The organism is Prosthecobacter debontii (assembly GCF_900167535.1).
In the GTDB taxonomy this organism is placed as follows: domain Bacteria; phylum Verrucomicrobiota; class Verrucomicrobiia; order Verrucomicrobiales; family Verrucomicrobiaceae; genus Prosthecobacter; species Prosthecobacter debontii.
In genome coordinates this window covers 20527-38633 of record NZ_FUYE01000015.1, presented here as the reverse complement: position 1 = coordinate 38633, position 18107 = coordinate 20527, and the positions used below count along the sequence as shown (strand labels likewise).

Genomic DNA, 18107 nt, shown 5'->3' with positions numbered 1-18107 from the left:
GGCTTATTACTGGCCGTAATAGTCCCTTGTGATCTCTCGGTAATCATGATCGGGAATCACGGCGCACTGAAAGATCAATCCGATCCGCTCAGCATCCGCGCTGCTACAAGCCAGAACGAGGGAAAACAGTTCCTGGCGATAAGCCAAGGCATGCCCTCTCGCATGCTTTCCATACACTGCAGCGATGTGTTTCCAGACAGCGATCTCACGATCTGGATTCAGGTCTCGTCGAAATCCATCTTCCCAGAAAGCATACGTCTGCTCATAAACACCTGGGAAGGCATAGACCAGCGTGAGCACCTCCAATTTGCGATCCCCTGTAAAAGGCGGATGACGGTAGTCGCTGATCTTGAGTTGTTCAGCCTCCATCCACACCACTCCCTCATGCCCGACGACTTGCCCACGGACCATCCCTGAGGCGAGTTCACTCTGCGGAATGCTGGTGAAGGTCCGCGTTGTGAGATCGTAGATGGTCACCTGGTCTTCCGGCATAAGGGCTCAATCGGTGAGAGGGTCCAAGGTTCTGCGAACCCTGCTTTTATTTCGATGTGGTCGTCTTGTCGAGACAATGGCTATCCCTGGTCTTCGACGTTTGCCCCTAATTCTGACTGTCTCTGGACGTCGGATGAAACAGGCGGGCATGGCTGAGTTTTACCATGTTCCATGCCAAAGATGGTTGCTTCATGATGCGCGGGCGGCGGATTCCTTCTCAGGTTCTTTGCAACAGGTTCCGATACTCTCCCGTTCATAGCGGATGCTCCGCTCGATTTTCCTTTCCGCCCTCCTTTGCACGCCAGCTCTGCTGTCAGCCCTGGATGCCACCAAGCTCGAGGCCATTCACTCAGCCATGGAACAGGCCGTGGAGGCCAAACAGGCCGCGGGCATCGTCACGCTGGTGATGGAGAAAGGCAAAATCGTGCATCATGATGCAGCGGGCTTTGCCGATATCGCTCAGGACCGGAAGATGGAGAAGGACGCGGTCTTCTGGATCGCCTCGATGACGAAGTCTGTGAATGCCACGGCGGTGATGCTGCTGGTGGATGAGGGCAAACTCTCTCTGGATGAGCCCGCCTCGAAGTGGCTGCCCGATCTCGGCAAGGTGAAGCTGGCGGATGGGAGCGGCCCGGAGAACCCCATCACGCTGAGGACGCTGCTGAGCCACACGGCGGGCATCGCCTTCCCACCACGCAAGGCGACGGATGGAGCGATCTCTCTGCGTGCGTATGTGGCCACACTGGTGAACGCACCTTTGGCCTTTCAACCGGGCTCTTCCTATGAGTATGGCTTTGGCCCCACGGTGGCAGGACGCATTGTGGAGATCGTCTCCGGCATGAAGTATGATGAGTTTCTCAAGGCGCGGATCTTTGGGCCGCTGGATATGAAGGATACGACCTTTCACCCCGATGATGCGCTGCGGGCACGGATCGCTCGCACGTATAAGATGGAGGAGGACAGCCAGAGTCTGGTGCCCGGCTACAATCCCTTTGTGACCAGTGATGCCTCCGTGCGACACATGACGGAGCCTGCGGGGGGCTTGTTTTCCACTGCACGGGACATGGGGCGGTTTTATGCCATGATCGCCGGCGGCGGGGAGTTTGAAGGCAAGCGCCTGCTCAGTGAGAAGGCGGTGAAGGACATGACAACGCCGGTTTCCGCCGGTGGTAAGACGCTGAACTATGCCTGCGGCTGGCAGGTGAATACGGCCACGCAGAGAGTGTGCTCTCAGATGCCAGTGGGCAGCTTCGGCCACGGGGGTGCCTTTGCCACCAATGGCTGGGTGGATATGGAGCACGGGATCGCGACGGTCTATCTGGTGCAAAATGTCCTGGTGCCTGATAGCGGCAAACCCAAGGATGCTTTCCAGCATCTGGTGATGGAAGCCGCCGGAGTCACCGTGCAGCCGGCGGTAGCCGTGAAGAAAAAGTGAGAAGGATGGATCGCGACTCAGCCTTGAGCCGGACGACGACGGCTCAAGGCGGTGCCGATGGCGACGATCTGCAAGTAGCCCCCCAACGCTAAGAGCGCGAGATCCCGCAAGATGAGGGTGATGTAGTTGCTCTTGGCATCGCCACTGCCACCGAAGCATCCACACTGGATATCAATGCCCCGATACCAGGAGATGCCGATGGCGGCGAGGAAGATCAGCAAACTGATATTGAGCACCAGCAGCCCTCCCTGCCGAAAAAGGCCTGTGATGACGGTGAAGCCGGTGAAGATCTCCAACCAAGGCAAGCCCATGGCCAGCCACGCGGCATAGGGATCGGGTAGTAGATCAAAACTACGCACATCCATGACGAAGACACCTGGGTCCATGGCCTTCAGAGCCCCTGCATAGATGAAGATGCCACCGAAGAGCAGATGCAGGAGAAAATGAAAGAGCTTCATGACAGGCAGGATGACGAGGATGAGGACGATGGCAGCAATCTGCGCGCAGGTAAGAGATGCCGCATCCCTTTTCATTCCGCGCTCACACGGTCGGCTCAATCGACTGGCAGTTCGACAGGACCTGCGGTTTCTTTCTCCTCCGGTAAAAGCATGGCGATGGCTGCCGCTGGGATGAACAGCAATCCCGCATAGTAGAGCGCGAGGCGATAGTCCCCCACAGGCACCCAGAGCTTAAACATCACGGTGCCGATGGCGGCGACAATGCGCCCGATGTTATAACAGAAGCCCGCCCCCGTGGTGCGCAGCAGTGTGGGGAAGAGCGGCGGTAGACACATGGTGAACAGCCCGAACACGCCCTGGAAGAGCCCGATCCACGCATACCACCACAGCAGTTGCTGATGGGTCCACTCACCCGAGAAAGCGGTGATCATGCAGGCCCCATAAGCGGCCAGCATGAGGGTGATGGCTTTTCGGTAGCCCATGATCTTGGCCAACGCTCCGGCGACGTAGTTGCCAAAGATGGAGCCGATCATGATATACATGAGCGCCACCACCACGGCATCGGTCTGCTCAGGGCCACTCAGGCTTTTCACCTTCGGTAATGAGCGGATGAGACTCTGCTGCCAGAACATGAAGGCCCAGTGAGCGGTGAGTGAAACCGCGCAGATGATGAGCACCCGCCACGTCACCCCAGATACCGCCGGGCCGAATAAATCTCGCACCCGCGGAGGCTCGGCACCCTTACGCGCCTCTTCCCACTCCTCCGTCTCTGGAACGGCTTTGCGAATCCACAAGGTGAGCAACGCGGGTAAGATGCCGACCAGGAAGATGAGCCTGTGGCTCTCATCATGACGCAGGAGCCAGCCGGCAAAGCAGGCGAGGAGGATGCCCACGTTCACAGCCGTTTGTAACGTGGCCGCAATCCACGGACGCCACTTCTTGGGCCAGGTCTCCGACAGCAACGATGCCCCCACCGCCCACTCGCCACCGATGCCCAGAGCTGAGAGGAAACGGCAGATGAGCAAGTGCCACCACTCCGTGCAGAAATACGATAGGCCAGTGAAGCCTGCGTAAAACAAGATGGTGAGCATAAGGGTGCGACTGCGCCCCAGCCGATCACCAATCCACCCAAAAACGCCGCCCCCTAAAGCCCAACCGACCAAGAAAGCCGCCTGAATGATGGAGGCTTTGGTATCCACCTCACCTGCGGGTGCCGCAATGCCATCCTTCATCAGCAACGCAGCCACAAAGGGAGTGGCCACGAGGGTGTAGATGTGCATGTCCAACCCATCAAACAGCCAGCCGAGCCAGGCGGCCAATCCTGACTTCTTTTGATGAGAGGACAGATCCCGCAGGCGGGTGATTTCAGGAGTCTTTGCCGGGTTGGTCATGTGGGGAGCGAGTTTTCACATTTGCTCCACGATGGCAAGCCCAATGGCTCACCAGAATCCCCACTGACGGGTCTGCATCACATAAAGACCGAGCAGTAAATTAGCCACCGCATGCATGGTCACACAGGCCCCTAGGCTACGCGTGCGCACCGCGAGGTAATAAACCAACGAACCCCAGACGACAGCGGCCACGTAGTCAGCGGGCTGATGTGCCACAACCACCAAGCTAGTCACCACGATGAAGGTCCGCCAGGAATGCTCACCAAACGGCACCGACTGCCACGCGCGATCCGCGGCATTGACGTAGCGCATCAAAAACCCACGCCAGAAGAGCTCCTCGGCCAAAGGAACGATGATAACCAACCTAACAAACCGCATGACTACTGACGCGGTTTGCCAGCCCGGCCACGCGGCAAGGAGATCTGGATTGAAGCCCTCTCTCCGCTCTTCGACTCCCAGCCAAGCCAGCCATCCAGGCACAGCTTCTGGTGAGGTGAAATTTCGCTCGTAAATCCAAGCGGGGATAATCCACACCGCGATGCCCACGACCGCTAGTAAGACAGCGAGACTGAGACCACGCCAAGGCCGAAACGTGTAGTGTTTACCAAAAAACACCAGCACGGCCCCAATGAATAGGGTCTGGATCGGATAGATCCAATGCTCAGGTGCCTGCCGATGCCACGGGAGCTCAGGATTCGCCACGGCCAGCATGGCTGGCAGCGCACTGATGCTCAGGAAAAGCGCCAGGGGCAGCACATGCGCTACCGTAGCGGATTCACGAAGGCTCTGAAGGCGTGCGAGCATGACGATGAACACCGAGTCGCACGGGCCATTGGTGATGCAAGCCCAGCTTTATCTCAGCTTAGCGGCGACGCTTTTTGGCCCGACCATGAAGGATGGCGCGTGCCTTATCTTCTTCGTCCAGCACTGTCGTGTATTTATAGCTAAAGCCGTCCAGCTTCTTGCGTTCGATCTTCTGGCTGATCAAGCGCTCAATGCTCGCCACATAAGGCAGTTCCTCAGCACTGAAGAGGGTGTAGGCATCACCTTCTTTTTGAGCACGACCTGTGCGGCCAATTCGGTGCACGTAGTCCTCAGAGTTTTCCGGCACCATGAAGTTGATGACGTGAGTCACGCCGCTGATGTCCAAACCACGGGCTGCGAGGTCGGTCGCGACGATGACTTCAAACTCGCCATCACGGAAGCCTTTGAGAGCTTTTTCACGCTCACTCTGGCGGATGTCAGAGTGCATCACGGCGACTTTATATTCACCACCTTGCTTGAGAGCTCCGTAAAGTTGGTCTGCCTGAGCCTTGGTGCGGGTGAAGATCATCAGGCTCTCGAAGTGCGTCTGCTTGAGAATCGCCAATAGCAACTCCTCACGCTGATCACTCGCCACTGGATACATGTAATGGCTAACGGTTTCTGCAGGAGAGAAACGAACGCCGATTTCAATGCTGGTGGGCTCCTTCAAGGCAAAGTCTGCAAGCGTCTGAATCTGCGGCGGCATGGTGGCCGAGAAGAACAGCGTCTGGCGGGACTTCGGTGTGCGCTCAACGATGCGACGAACGTCTGGCAAGAAGCCCATGTCCAGCATGCGATCCACCTCGTCGAGAATGAGCACTTCGAGATCATCCAGCTTCGCCGTGCCATCCTGCATGAAGTCTAACAAACGGCCTGGGGTAGCAACGACAATGTCCACGCCCTGCTGCAGGCCTTTGCGCTGTTTTTCATAACCCACGCCACCGTGCACCAAGAGCACACGCAAGCCGGTGTGTTGGCCGTATTTCTCAAACTGTGCCACCACCTGGGCAGCGAGCTCACGGGTAGGCTCCAGGACCAGGCAACGGAACTTACCGGGAGCACCCAGACGACTCAACGTGGGCAGAGCAAACGCGGCGGTTTTACCGGTTCCGGTTTGAGAGGCTCCCACCACATCTTTCTGGTTCAGCACCACAGGAATCGAGCGCTCTTGGATCTGGGTCGGCTTCTCATAGCCAGAGTCCCGGATGCCTGCCAACACGGCATCACTCAATCCGAGAATCTGGAATGCCTCTGGATAAGGACCTTCAGGAACAGGTGGTGGTGGCGGTGGGGCTAGCGGTTCGAAGTTTTGACGCGGCTTCGATTCGGAGGCATCTCGCTCGCGGGGAGGACGGTCTCCGCGCTTAGGTCCGCGGCGGTCAGGACGTTCACCACGCTCTGGGCGCGGGCCTCTTCCCTCCGGTCTCGGGCCACGTTCACGACGCTGTCCGCCATCACGGTCTCGGCGGCGCTCACCACGGCCTTCAGGAGAAGGCTTGTCATAGGGCTTTTGTTTTGAATCTGCCGCAGACGAGCCCGCTTCTACTTCTGTCGTTTTTCCCAATCCCAGGAGTTTCTTGATGCCTGATGTCAGGCGACTCAGCAAAGAGGGCTTTTTCTTGGACTCGGAATGTCGGGATTCGCTCACAATCGTTTTTGGGTAGGACTAGCTGTGTCTATCAGCTATGAAGAACGACAATGCAAATAACGGGGTGAGGATATGCACTGAAGTTTTCAGTTATCAGGGGTTTATTGTTACCACCTGTTTTGGTGGAGCATAGCGGGTTCGAACCGCTGACCTCTTGCATGCCATGCAAGCGCTCTACCAACTGAGCTAATGCCCCGGAAAATTAAAACCGGCTCCCCTTGCGGTGGGGAGCCGGAGATTATCCATTCAGCTTATTCTGGCAAGCTGATTTTGAAGTTTTTTTCAGTTACTTCTTCTTGGAAGGAGTCGCAGGCTTGGCTGGTTCAGCAGCGGCAGGTGCCTTCTTCAAGCTATCAGAGATCTTCTTCGCTTCAGCGATTTGATCTGCGGTCATTTTGCCCTTCAACTCATCGCGATATTTAACTGCGATTTCAGCGCTGTTGGAGGCCTCGACTGCCAGTTCGGCATAAGCCAAAGCACGGGAAAGATCAGGTGCATTCTTAACAGTGCCAAGGCCACGCTCATTGAGGCTGGCCAAACGAAGCATTGCCAAAGGTGCCCCCTGCTCTGCAGCGTTGGTGTATTCCTGAGCAGCAGCGGTTGGGTTTGGACGACCACCGGCTCCGGACTCATACATCTGGCCCAGCGCGATCTGGCTCGCCGCGAAGTTGGCATTAGCTGCACGCTGATACCAGCCCATGGCAGCCACGAGGTCTTGGGTCACACCGTTACCGGCCTGATACAGACCAGCCAGGCGATGCTGAGCCTGTGGCAGGCCAGCACTGGCAGCTTTCAGATGGAAGGAGAAAGCCTTGGCTGGATCTTTGTCCACCACAGTGCCGGTTTCATAATACACACCAACGTTGTAGAAGGCTTCCGAAAGACCGTTCTGAGCAGCTAGGCGATAGAGATCTAATGCGCTCTTAGCATTCTGCTGAATGATCACTTCTGCCTTGTCACCTTCACCTTGGCTAAGACCCGCTTCGAAGAAGTTACCCAAGCGGAAAAGAGCCTGAGGGTCGTTGCCGTTGGCAGCCTTGGTGTAGTATTCCACAGCCTTCTTCAGGTCTTTGGATTGACCGCCCAGACCATTCTCATAGATGGCACCGAGAAGACGGTTTGCAGCGGCGAAACCGGTAGCGGCCGCATCTTCAAACATCTTCATGGCTTTAGCTGGATCTTTCTTCACCAGTTGCTTGCTGCCTTCAGCTGCAGGATCACCATCAAAAAGGCGAGCTGCATAGGTGCTCATCGCAACAGCGTTTTTCTGCTCAGTGGCTTTAATCAGATAGTCCAGAGACTTCTGCTCATCTTTAGGCAGCCCAGGAACACCCGCGGCATACAGCTGGCTCAGACCGAGGGTAGCTTCACCATCACCTTCAGTGCTACCTTTTTCCAGGAGAGCCCGGGCTTTATCCACGCTCTTTTCCAGACCACCGGCACCGGCGATGTAGAGGTTCGCCAAAAGACGGCGAGCCACTTTGTTGCCAGCAGCTTCGGCGTCTTGGACCAGCTTCACAGCTTCAGCAACACGCTCGGCGTCCTGAGGGAAAGCCTGGAGCAACACCTGAGCAAGTTCAGCCTTGGCTAAGATTTGGCCTTGAGCGGCGGACTTACGATACAGATCGATGATCTCAGAGATGTTGCTGTTGCTGAGAACACCCCAGTGAGCCAGGGCATATTGAGCATCTTTATCACCTTTCTTGGCCAGCTCATTGACCTTGGCCAAAGCGTTGTTGAAAGCTGCATTGACGTCGGGGCCGGAGCCAGGCTGTTCGGCGGCAGCTTTTTGATCTGCGGCCAGCTTCTCCAGAGTCGTGACAAGTTCTGGGCTTGGCTGCTGCATCTCGGCGGTATCAAGACCGGCGACTGCGACCATGGCAGCAAGTTTTACTTTGAGGGCTGTGAGTAACATATGGGGTTGGTTTGAGAACTCTTTTTTTGACCCGCCTAAGCGAGAAGCGCTCATTTTTTCAGGTTTTAACCTGATAAATCAAGACTTTACCGCTCTTTTTAGAAAATTTAGCCCGGTTCTTTCCGGCCTATTTACAGAGCGACTACAGAGACTTTTCGTTGCAAGCATTCCCGCTGGAGTTCATCCAGGCCTAACAACAATGTCTTCCCTGCCTCGACCGCGATCAAATCGACACCGGCCTCCGAGGCCGTGCGGATAGTATCGGGCCCGATCACCGGAACATCGAATCGCATGTCCTGATTCGGTTTGGAGACTTTCACCATCGTGGCTCCCCCTCGGCCCATCGCCCCGCCACGCTTAACGGCTTCGTTAGTGCCTTCGAAGGCTTCCACGGCAAGGACAGTGCCGTTTTTAACCACTACCGTTTGGCCGATATCCAGCCGACTGCTTTCCTTAGCTATGTTGAAGCCGTATTCAGCGTCTTCCCATCGGCGTTTTTTGATCGTCGGACCAGCGACATGACCTTTGGGAGGCATCAGATCGTCCAGGAAGGTTGTGGCCGGAAGCAGCTCAATGCCGTCTTTGGCCATCTCATCGCCGATGGCACCGAAGAGCGTCTCAGCGTTACGTTGTTTGAGCCGGGCCAACATCAACAACGTGCGAAAGTCGGGACGCAGATCGAAGAGATTTTGGGGGGCGATCTGACCGACCATGACCGTCTGCGTCACACCCTGCCTAACCAAGAATGAAATCATCTTACTGAGCTGCCCAACTCGAAACCACTCGATGGCATCCACCATCTCTGCCAACTCCGGCTTGGTTTCGTTGATGAAAGCGGCGGCTACCAAACGCTTCACACCGGCTTTGCGCGCAGCTCTGACGAAAGTTTCAGGATAAATACCGTTTCCGGCAATGAGAGCTATGCAGGGCAAGTCGGGTGTCATGATTCAACGCACGGATAACAAATAACCTAGCACCATCACCGCCAGCAGAATGGCGGCCACCCATCGCCAGAGAGTCTCTCGCGAGGTTGTCTTGAGCGAGGTTTCAGAACCAAATTCACGCTCGACAAATTCATTGTAATCGAAGTCCTCATCGGGCAGATCCAGGCCATCGTAAACATCGGCACTGGCCTTCCAACCGCTTTTGGCACAAGCCCCGCAGCAGTCACAGGCCAATGCTTTCCGCGGCACCCATTCGCCGCATGAAGGACATTGACCTGGAGGCTGAAAAGACATCGCAACGAAGGAAGTTTTGCTGCGGCCGTGTGAACAGAGCCGAGAGCCGCAGCATCAAGACCTGCTTACAGCTTGGCCAAGCTATCATCGAGAGCCGCGATGACAGCACTCATGCTCTCATCGGTCTCATCGCCCATGTTGGAGATACGGAAAGTCTTGCCCTTCAGTTTCCCGTAGCCCCCATCAATGATGAGGCTGTGGTTTTTCTTCAGCAATGCGATGAGGGCAGCCACATCGATCTCTTTGTTGTTAGCCACACAGGTCAGCGACTTCGAGCGATACCCTTCGGGTGCAAAGAACTCGAAGCCGTTTTTACGCACCCACTCATGCACCATGCCGTTAAGGCGGGCATGGCGGGCATAACGGTTTTCCAACCCCTCAGCAAACATGGTCTTGAGCTGGTGACGCAGCCCGTAGATCAGGCTGATGCATGGGGTGCTAGGAGTCATGCTCTTCTCGCCATTGGCCTTGAACTCAAGGAAATCGAAGTAGTAACCACGATCGGCAATCGTTGCAGCGCGGGCCATGGCTGCCTCAGATGCCGTGAAAAGAGCCAAGCCAGGAGGCAGGGCGAAGGCTTTCTGGCTACCGGTCAGCAAGACGTCGAGACCCAGTTCATCGAAATTCAGCGGCACGGTGGTAAAACCAGAAACCGAATCCGTGATGAACATGACATCGGGATACTTCTTCTTGAGAGCAGCAATCTCCGCAATGGGGCTCAGCACCCCCGTGGAGGTTTCATTGTGGATGAAAGTCACGGCGTCGAACTCTCCCGTGGCGAGACGCTTATCGATTTCATCTGCCATCACAGGCTGGCCCCAAGGCACGGTGTAGGCTTCAGCCTCTTTACCACAGCGCTTGGACACATCATGCCATTTGTCCGAGAACGCTCCGTTACAGCAGTTGAGCACCTTCTTAGCCACAAGGTTACGAATGCAGCCTTCCATGATCCCAAAAGCAGAAGAGGTGCTCAGAAAGACCAGCCCCTTGGTCCCAAACAGCTCCTGCAGCATGGGATGGATCTCAGCATACAGATCCTGGAAACCTTTCCCACGGTGGCCGATCATCGGCTGGGACATGGCCGCAAAAGTGGCGGGGCTGACTTCGACGGGACCGGGGATGTAGAGTTTGACGTGTGTGCTCATGGTTGGCGTTTTGCCTGCGGCAGGCAGATGAAAAAGGGGTGCAAAGGTAGAAGCAAGACGCCCGCGCGCAACTGCGGATACAGCCCAAGTTTCAATCTCCAGCTCCTTTTACTCGCTCTTGAAAACCGGTGCCAGGAGTTCCAACAGCGAAGCTCGGGCAATATAAAACACGTCAGGACCGGCGTCGACCTGCCCGAAGTAGAGTGCCGTATCCATGCCCTCCTGCGTAGGAGAAAAACGGACAACGATGTCACGGGTAGGACCGGAATTCGTGCCAGGGTCTCCCAAGGTCACCACCACCGTCAGGGCTGGATTTTTCAGGGCTTGGATGGCATTGGTCGCATCTGCCGACCAATCTTGAACATTGAACTTAGCCAGTGCCCCGGCCAAGCGATCCGCCTTCACACGATCGATCATTGAGGTGACATCCCGGCCAGCACGTTCGCCTGTCCATTGCGCAGTCGTGGGGTCATAATTGAGGATCACCGGTGGCTGGGTTCCGGCGGCCAAACTGATTCGTCTCAACGCAAATTGGGTGAAGCGAAGGGCTCCTAAACCTTTCCATTTGATGCCTTCCTGAGGAATGCTGGGCAGTAGAGCGGCATCGATTTGGTAAACACTCGGCTCGCTTTCATATTTGGCATAAAACTCAGTGTGGTCCGCATTGGCACCAAAAATAAGGCGCGAATTTGTGATCCCTTCCCCGGACCAACTCACCGCCAGGAAGGCTTTATCCAATCCATAGGCAGCCAAATTAGCTGCCGAATCTGAGGTAAAATTGCGCACAGGCTGCGTGTTCAGCGCCTGGAACAATCGTGCCACGCGGTCACCGTTGGCAGCTTCCAAGCGATTGTGGCGCCGCAAGAACCAAGACTCCGATTGCTTTTCTAGCAATACAGGAGGGAATGCCCCGGACTCAATCTGAACGGACTGCACCGCATCCTCATCGATTCTCGCCAGCATTTTGTCTCGCAAGTCATTGGGTGAAGCCCAGAAATTAGCGAGCGATTTAGAAAACACCGTAAAAACCGGGCGCCGATGGCTGATGGTGGCTTTCGTTTCAGATGCATCCGCTTTCGGCTTAGTGAGCGTGATTTCCACGGGTTGATTCCGAGTCTCCTCGGTCACGATGGATAATTTTAAAGTTTGGGACGTGATGTCGGTCCCCGCCTCTTTCACGGCACTGGCTCCATTGGCCAACTCGACGGCATCTTTGATCTCCAGATTCAGCAGTGTGGAGAGCAATTCATTGATCTTCTCCTTACTTCCACGTGTGCTCAGAGGTTTGACCAACGACCACTCCATTTTTCTGCCGGTTCGGGCGAGCTCAATCTGGCCGCTCTCTTGCACAATTTTCAATCCTACCACCTGGTCTGCTGGTAGGCGGATCAGCTTGCTGTCCCGCCAGTCTTTGGGGGCTGGCTTCAGGAGTTCTGGCAGGGCGGTCCGAGCTACATAATAAGAAGTCTCGTCACTGCTCTCCGTTTTTTTGATGGCTAGGTAATGACTGTCTTCAATCGGCGAAGCAGCACCCACCCAGAGCTCGAGAACGCATTGCTCGCCCTCCATCAGGCGCAATTTGTGGCGCGGCTGATCCAGGGCGGTTTTGGTCCAGCCATTATCATCGAATTCCTCACGATGAACTCTCTCAATCCAACCGATGGCCGTCAGCTCATTCATCAGCTTATCCACCTTTTCGGGATCGGCCAGATCATTGAAGGGCCGACGCACGAACCACACTTTTTCTTGCGAAGCCAGGGTCACTCCATCACCGCCACTGGAATCAATCTCGAACTGAGAGATCTCGCCACGATTGAATTTCACGGGGCCGCGCTTCATCTCTAAGAGCTCGCGGGTAGAAGGGAGGTAACGCTCGACACCGAGGATGACTGCCCCGAGAGCAGCGACGAGGACCAGTAAAATGACCGTAGTACGTAAGCTCATAGACAAACGAAAAATTAAGCTGCGCGCCGAGACGCCCAGATCATCATCCCCAAGACGAGAACAAGCCCTGGCATAGCGATGGTGGTGATCCAAAAGATCAACTCATTCTGCCGTGAATTGAGTTGGATGCGGTAGCTGTGTTTGAGTTTCGGGGGGGCTCCACTGAGTTTCTCGCGATTAACGATCCAATTGAGACTGGCAGCAACAAAGTCACGGTTTACGGCTAAGGCCGACTTTTTGTCCAGCATGTAGGAATTCCCCACCACCACCATGCGACAGCTATCCACGCGCAGACGCTCATCCGCCACACTGCCGCGCTCCACTGAGGCTGCGAGGTAGATGGGTTGTTTGTGGTCTTCCTCGTCCACGATCGGTAGTTCTTCGAGGTAGTTCTTTTCCCCCCAATAGCGATCGGTAGCGCCGATCAGGGGGTGCACCAGGATGTTCTGCTTTTGCAGATACTCATCGTCAAATCGCACATCGAGAGACTGCGATTGACCCGGTAAAATGATCGTGGAAGTCGAAAGTGGCTGAGTGATCGGCGACTCGTTATCAAAAATCGCCTGCACCGAAAATTCCTTGCGCACCCCTGCCCCGGTGCTTTCGGCAAATAAAACACGGTCTTCACGCGGCGTGACTCCATTCAGGCCCAGAAACGCATTCAAACGAGGCGTCTCTCCTGCGGGGTCCAGCATCACTAGCAGCCCTGCGCGCTTGCCCTCCCAATAGGCTTTCAGCATGGCAATTTCACGTTCAGAGAGGTCGTAACGAATCCCTGCAAACAAAAGCCCATCCGCATCTTCAGGCACTCCATTGATCTCAGCGAAATTAAGCGGCATCAGCTTAAAGTTCTGCTGCCGTCCCAACTCTCCGAGAGCCGCTAAGGCATCGGCGAGTGCGGCTTCTGTTCGAGATCCTTTCCCGACGATCAGATAAAACTTTCGGCCATCCCCTTCAATGAGGTTAATCATGGCAGAGGTCACCGCATCCTCGCCGCGGAAGGCTTTGATCGGACGAGCAGACTCAGTCCCCGTATCTCGAATCACCATCTCTTCTTCCCGGATGAAACGAGTGCGTCCTCCTGCACGAATGACGACACCATTTTGATCCAATGCCATTCCAGTTTCCGCTTTCAGGGCTTCAGCTCGATCTATGTCCCGAAGAGGGTCAATGGAGCGCAGCTTGATACGCCCTTTACCGTTCAGCCGATACTCTTCCAGAAGAGCCTGCACATCGGGGAAAATCTTGGCATCGCGAGCAAAAACGTTCGCGATAAAAACATCCTTGGAGAGCTTATTGAGATAATTCGTGGTATTCGCGCTTAGGGTGTAACTCTGCTGAGGACTGAGATCCCAACGGACGTGATAGCGATAGCTCAACCGGTTGAGACCAAAAAAGATGGCCAAGATAAGCAGGATCTGTAAAGCCACGTTTAAGCCGATCCCCCACCGCTTCGGAGCCGAAGAAGGTAATGCGGATGAGGGTTGCGGAGAAGAATCAGACATCGCAGCGAAGAACAAAAACTCTTAAAAACACGTTTATGAACGCCAACGGCGGAATTCCACCACCTGGTGAGTCAGCGCCAAGAACAAAAGGGCCAAACTGGTATAATAAACCAGCGGTCTCGTATCGATCAGACCATTGGTGAACGTGCGGATGTGTTCACGGGTGGCAAAATAGTTGGTGATATCCACAAAGGTCTCAGACACACGACGGCCGATGACACTGATGAAGAGTCCCATCAAAAAGTGCAGCAAACTGGCGGTGAAAGACATGACCGCTGCAATGATCTGATTGGATGTCAAAGCGGAGGCTAGACAGCCCATCGCCAGATTGAACAAGCCCATGACGAACAAGATCAGGTAACTTCCCTTCAGGGCTCCCGGGGGCATCTCCACCTGCCCGGCACTGATCCAGCCCAGCAATTCAAAGTTGAAGTAACTCGGCACCCAAAGGATGCAGTAGATCGTGACCGAGGCCACGTATTTAGCTCCGACCACCTGCCAGGCACGAATGGGTGCAGTGAACAGCGTTTCGAAGGTTCCCATCTTCTTTTCCTCCGCAAAGAGGCGCATCGTGAGGAGTGGGAAAACGAAGAAATAGGAGAGCCAGAACCAGATGGCATCGAAGGTCCAAGTAACGATCGAACCCTCGCTAGGCGCACTTTCCAGCAGGGATAGCGCAGCGCGCAGGCAAAAACCATTCAGCACCATGATGAGCGCCAAGACGATGTAGGCCATCGGCGACACGAAAAACGAGCGCAGTTCTTTTTTCAGCAGGACCCAGAAAATTCTCATGAGTGTCGGTCAGATCAAGATTTGATGGGTTCAGAGGCCGCAAGTTCGACAAAAACATCTTCCAGCGTTGGCAGTTGGCGGTGCAACTCGCGGATTTTCCAGCCTTTGGTGGTGGCAAGATTCATCACCGTTTCGCGCACGTCATGGCCAGGTTCCACACGTAAGGTAAAGCGGCTCCACTCCCCGTCCTTGGGTTCTTCAGAAATCTTTCGCACGGCAGGGATCGACTCGAAGTCCGTCAAGATCTGGCCTTTCCCCTGCACTTCCACCTGGACTTGGTGCAGCGCACGCAGTTTTTGCATCAGGTTCACCGGCGTATCATTGGCCAAAAGCTTGCCATGATGGATCATGATCACCCGGTCACAAATCTGCTCCACCTCCTGGAGGATGTGGGTGGAGAGCAAAATGGTGTGCTTGGGGCGTAATCCAGCGAGCAATTCCCGCACCTGCCGGATCTGCACTGGGTCCAGCCCCGCAGTGGGCTCATCCAAGATCAAAAGAGGAGGCTGATGCAGCAAGGCATCCGCCAACGCGACACGCTGCCGATAGCCCTTGGAAAGGTTGCCAATCAAACGACGGCGCACATCCGTCACGGAGCACATATCCATGACCTCCCCGACCCGGCGGCGCATATCTCGCCCCTTCAAACCTTTCAACTCGCCTCGAAATCGAAGGTATTCCTTCACCTTCATATCGGTGTAAAGCGGTGCCGTCTCGGGCATGTAGCCGACTGAGCGCCGAACCTCCAAGGAATCACGAAACACATCGTAACCATTGATCTTCACACTCCCCGAAGAAGGGGGCATATACCCTGATAGAACCCTCATGGTCGTGGATTTACCCGCGCCGTTGGGCCCCAGAAAGCCGACGATCTCCCCTGGCTGCACCTCAAAGGAGATATGATTCACCGCCAGGCGCCCTGCATACTGCTTGGTGAGGTCTTGAACGGAAATCATCTGTGAAATGGGCAAAAAGAGAAAAATTTATTTTCGGAGGATTTGAAATAAAGACCAGACAAAAGCCGATGACAACCTCTGAACAGACTTTCCCCCAAAGAGTCTGTTCATTTTGAGGCCGGTGATGTTGCCGAAAGGTCAGCTTGCGCAGCCTCGTTTTAGCCAGTATCTATCCCCCAGCCATGAACACACCTGTCATCCTAGCCGGTCTTGGTCCTCTCGGCACCCCTGAGTTGATCATCATCGCCATCCTCGTCCTCGTCCTTTTCGGGGCGAAGAAGCTTCCGACTTTTGCCCGCAGCCTCGGCAAGAGCATGGGAGAATTCAAGAAAGCTCGTGATGAGTTCGAGCGCGAACTGACTACCGCTCAAGACGAAGCCCAGCGCCCAACCATCCCAGCGCCAGTGGAAAAACGCCAGCCTGTCAATTCCTCTCAAGACGTCTGAGTTTGAGGCAGCTTTAATGGTTTCCCATAACCATCTGATCACGCGGCGGGGTTTAATCCCCGCCGTTTTCTTTTGTCTGGCTCTCCTCGGCCAGGCTTCATCGTGGAGCCACGAGTCCGTCGTCTTTTGCTCCTACAATCTCAAGAACTGGCTGCTCATGCAGCGTTCTTTTGACGATAAGGAGGCACCACCGACCTCAAAACCTGAAAAGGAAAAGCGCAAGGTCATTGAGTTTCTCAAAACCATCCGGCCAGACATCCTCGGCGTCTGTGAGATCGGCAAACTGGAGGATTTGCAGGATGTCCAGACCCGTCTCCGTCAGCAAGGCATCGACCTCCCCTATCTGGAGCATAATATGGGTGGTGACCCCACCCGCAGCCTGGGCTTGCTTTCTCGTTTTCCAATCACCGCACGGGACTCGCAGGTTAAACTCGAATACCACATCGGCGAAGACATCTTCCTCATGCAACGTGGCATCTTGGATGCCACCGTCACGCTCTCCCCGCAGTTGCAGATTCGTTTCCTTGGCGTTCATTTGAAATCCAAGCGGGCGATCCCTGAGGCCGATGAAGCCCTGATGCGCCGTAACGAAGCCCATCTTCTGCGCCGCCATCTCGATAGCGTCTTCCATAAGAACCCTCAGGAAAAAATCGTCTGCTACGGTGATTTCAATGAACATCGTAACGAGCCTGCCATCAGCGAGATCATCGGCTCACGATCGAGTCCGAGCTACATGATCGATCTCCATCTCAAGGATGAGCATGGGCTGGTCTGGACTCATTTCTGGGATGATGCAGATGTCTATGGACGCCTGGATTATCTCTTTGTCAGCCGAGCCTTGCGTCCTCTCGTCGAAACGAAAGGCACTTACATCTTCTCCTCCGCCGAATTCGACCAAGCGAGCGATCATCGTCCGATCGTTATGACCTTGAAGCCTCGCCCGCCTGTGGCTTCACAGGGTCAGCCGTGAGCGTGCCTGCGCGATGTCCCTTTCGATCTGCAATCGTAGTTCATCCACGCTGATGAACTTTTGCTCTGGACGTAAAAACGCACTCAAACGCACTTCCAAATCCTGGCCGTATAGGTCGCCGCTCCAATCGAAGAGGTGCACCTCCAGGGCTGGGGCAGAACCGCCCGCCTCCACCGTGGGCCTAACCCCCAAATTGGCAATCCCAGGCAGCCACACCCCTGCCACCAGCGTTTCCGTCGCATACACACCATAGGGAGGTAAAACTTCGGCTTCCAACTTTAGATTTGCCGTGGGAAAACCCAACTGCCTCGCCAGCTTTTTCCCCTCCACCACTTCCCCTAACAAAGAGTAAGGTCTGCCAAGCATTTGCGCCGCACGCTCCAAATGACCAGCCATGACCGCGTCGCGGATTAGAGTGCTACTGACCACTTCTCCACCGACTCGGATGGGTGGCACTCCATAAACAGCGAAATCATGCCTTTGGCCGAGATCCATCAGGGCGTGAATGTTGCCACTTCGGTTCTTCCCAAAACTCCAGGTATATCCCACTGAGATACATCCCAAGGGTCTGCAAGACTGAACCAATGAGTCCACAAATTCCTCAGCTGAAGTGGCTGCCGTTTCTTTCGTGAACGGGCATAACAGCGTGCCTGACACACCCATTTGTTTAAGCACACGAGAGCGCTGCCGCTCCCCACACAAGCGCTTAGGCGTTGCCTCCGGTCGCAGGACACTGAGGGGGTGGGGATCGAAGCTCATCACTACGGCCTGCCCCTGATGTTGCCGAGCATGCTCGAGTGCTGCCCGGATCACTTCTTGGTGTCCTAAATGCACTCCGTCAAACACGCCGATGGCTAAAGACACAGGGCCCCGCAATCGGGAAAGTTCAGAGATGGAGCGCATGAATAACATGAGACTGGCTTGTGGCTCAGCCTACGTCGTTTAGCAAAGAATGGATGCCTTTAAAA

General features: G+C 55.2%; 17 protein-coding genes and 1 tRNA gene. 3 read left to right on the top strand and 15 right to left on the bottom strand.

Going from position 1 to position 18107, the window contains the following annotated elements; translation table 11 throughout:
• Window positions 1-6: 6 nt before the first annotated feature.
• Complete coding sequence (locus B5D61_RS18890) at window positions 7-492, bottom strand: hypothetical protein (protein WP_078814992.1); 486 nt, start codon at window positions 490-492, stop codon at window positions 7-9.
• A gap of 262 nt (window positions 493-754) precedes the next feature.
• Here B5D61_RS18890 and B5D61_RS18885 point away from each other — a divergent pair, with 262 nt between their 5' ends.
• Window positions 755-1927: a serine hydrolase domain-containing protein gene (locus tag B5D61_RS18885; RefSeq protein ID WP_078814991.1), complete on the top strand. Its 1173-nt coding sequence runs from the start codon at window positions 755-757 to the stop codon at window positions 1925-1927.
• 17 nt (window positions 1928-1944) lie between these two features.
• On the opposite strand, the gene B5D61_RS18880 is transcribed toward B5D61_RS18885, so the two are convergent.
• The 13 genes from B5D61_RS18880 to B5D61_RS18815 form a co-directional block, all read right to left on the bottom strand.
• The gene (locus B5D61_RS18880; protein WP_176159531.1) at window positions 1945-2385 is read right to left on the bottom strand and encodes a MauE/DoxX family redox-associated membrane protein; all 441 of its coding nucleotides are present in this window, start codon (window positions 2383-2385) and stop codon (window positions 1945-1947) included.
• 95 nt (window positions 2386-2480) lie between these two features.
• Window positions 2481-3776 carry an MFS transporter gene (locus B5D61_RS18875; RefSeq protein ID WP_078814989.1) on the bottom strand — a complete coding sequence of 432 codons (1296 nt, stop codon included), beginning with the start codon at window positions 3774-3776 and terminating at the stop codon, window positions 2481-2483.
• Window positions 3777-3824: 48 nt separating this feature from the next.
• Entirely contained in the window at window positions 3825-4580 is a 756-nt protein-coding gene (locus B5D61_RS18870; RefSeq protein WP_078814988.1) for a CAAX prenyl protease-related protein, read from the bottom strand.
• Window positions 4581-4638: 58 nt separating this feature from the next.
• A complete protein-coding gene (locus tag B5D61_RS18865; RefSeq protein WP_245846567.1) occupies window positions 4639-6228 on the bottom strand; it encodes a DEAD/DEAH box helicase in 1590 nt (529 codons plus the stop codon).
• A 120-nt stretch (window positions 6229-6348) separates the two neighbouring features.
• Window positions 6349-6424 (bottom strand) — tRNA-Ala (locus tag B5D61_RS18855).
• A 90-nt stretch (window positions 6425-6514) separates the two neighbouring features.
• A complete protein-coding gene (locus B5D61_RS18850) occupies window positions 6515-8143 on the bottom strand; it encodes a tetratricopeptide repeat protein (protein ID WP_176159530.1) in 1629 nt (542 codons plus the stop codon).
• A gap of 131 nt (window positions 8144-8274) precedes the next feature.
• Entirely contained in the window at window positions 8275-9087 is an 813-nt protein-coding gene (locus tag B5D61_RS18845; RefSeq protein ID WP_078814985.1) for an LpxI family protein, read from the bottom strand.
• A gap of 3 nt (window positions 9088-9090) precedes the next feature.
• Window positions 9091-9381: a hypothetical protein gene (locus tag B5D61_RS18840; RefSeq protein WP_078814984.1), complete on the bottom strand. Its 291-nt coding sequence runs from the start codon at window positions 9379-9381 to the stop codon at window positions 9091-9093.
• Window positions 9382-9446: 65 nt separating this feature from the next.
• Window positions 9447-10526, bottom strand: coding sequence for a pyridoxal-phosphate-dependent aminotransferase family protein (locus tag B5D61_RS18835; RefSeq protein ID WP_078814983.1), 1080 nt, complete (start codon window positions 10524-10526; stop codon window positions 9447-9449).
• 108 nt (window positions 10527-10634) lie between these two features.
• Entirely contained in the window at window positions 10635-12470 is a 1836-nt protein-coding gene (locus tag B5D61_RS18830) for a DUF4340 domain-containing protein (RefSeq protein WP_078814982.1), read from the bottom strand.
• A 14-nt stretch (window positions 12471-12484) separates the two neighbouring features.
• Window positions 12485-13975 carry a DUF7088 domain-containing protein gene (locus B5D61_RS18825; RefSeq protein WP_078814981.1) on the bottom strand — a complete coding sequence of 497 codons (1491 nt, stop codon included), beginning with the start codon at window positions 13973-13975 and terminating at the stop codon, window positions 12485-12487.
• Window positions 13976-14008: 33 nt separating this feature from the next.
• On the bottom strand, window positions 14009-14767 hold the full coding sequence (locus tag B5D61_RS18820; RefSeq protein WP_078814980.1) for an ABC transporter permease: 759 nt from the start codon (window positions 14765-14767) through the stop codon (window positions 14009-14011).
• A gap of 14 nt (window positions 14768-14781) precedes the next feature.
• Window positions 14782-15723, bottom strand: a complete 942-nt coding sequence (locus B5D61_RS18815; RefSeq protein WP_078814979.1) for an ABC transporter ATP-binding protein — start codon at window positions 15721-15723, stop codon at window positions 14782-14784.
• A gap of 182 nt (window positions 15724-15905) precedes the next feature.
• On the opposite strand from B5D61_RS18815, the gene B5D61_RS18810 reads away from it, so the two are divergent.
• A complete protein-coding gene (locus B5D61_RS18810) occupies window positions 15906-16169 on the top strand; it encodes a Sec-independent protein translocase subunit TatA/TatB (RefSeq protein WP_078815093.1) in 264 nt (87 codons plus the stop codon).
• Window positions 16170-16185: 16 nt separating this feature from the next.
• The gene (locus B5D61_RS18805; RefSeq protein ID WP_078814978.1) at window positions 16186-17139 is read left to right on the top strand and encodes an endonuclease/exonuclease/phosphatase family protein; all 954 of its coding nucleotides are present in this window, start codon (window positions 16186-16188) and stop codon (window positions 17137-17139) included.
• On the opposite strand, the gene B5D61_RS18800 is transcribed toward B5D61_RS18805, so the two are convergent.
• Window positions 17122-18042 (bottom strand): bifunctional riboflavin kinase/FAD synthetase, encoded by a 921-nt coding sequence (locus tag B5D61_RS18800; RefSeq protein ID WP_176159529.1) that lies wholly within the window; start codon window positions 18040-18042, stop codon window positions 17122-17124. The two genes, B5D61_RS18805 and B5D61_RS18800, sit on opposite strands and share 18 nt — an antisense overlap.
• Window positions 18043-18107 lie beyond the last annotated feature (65 nt).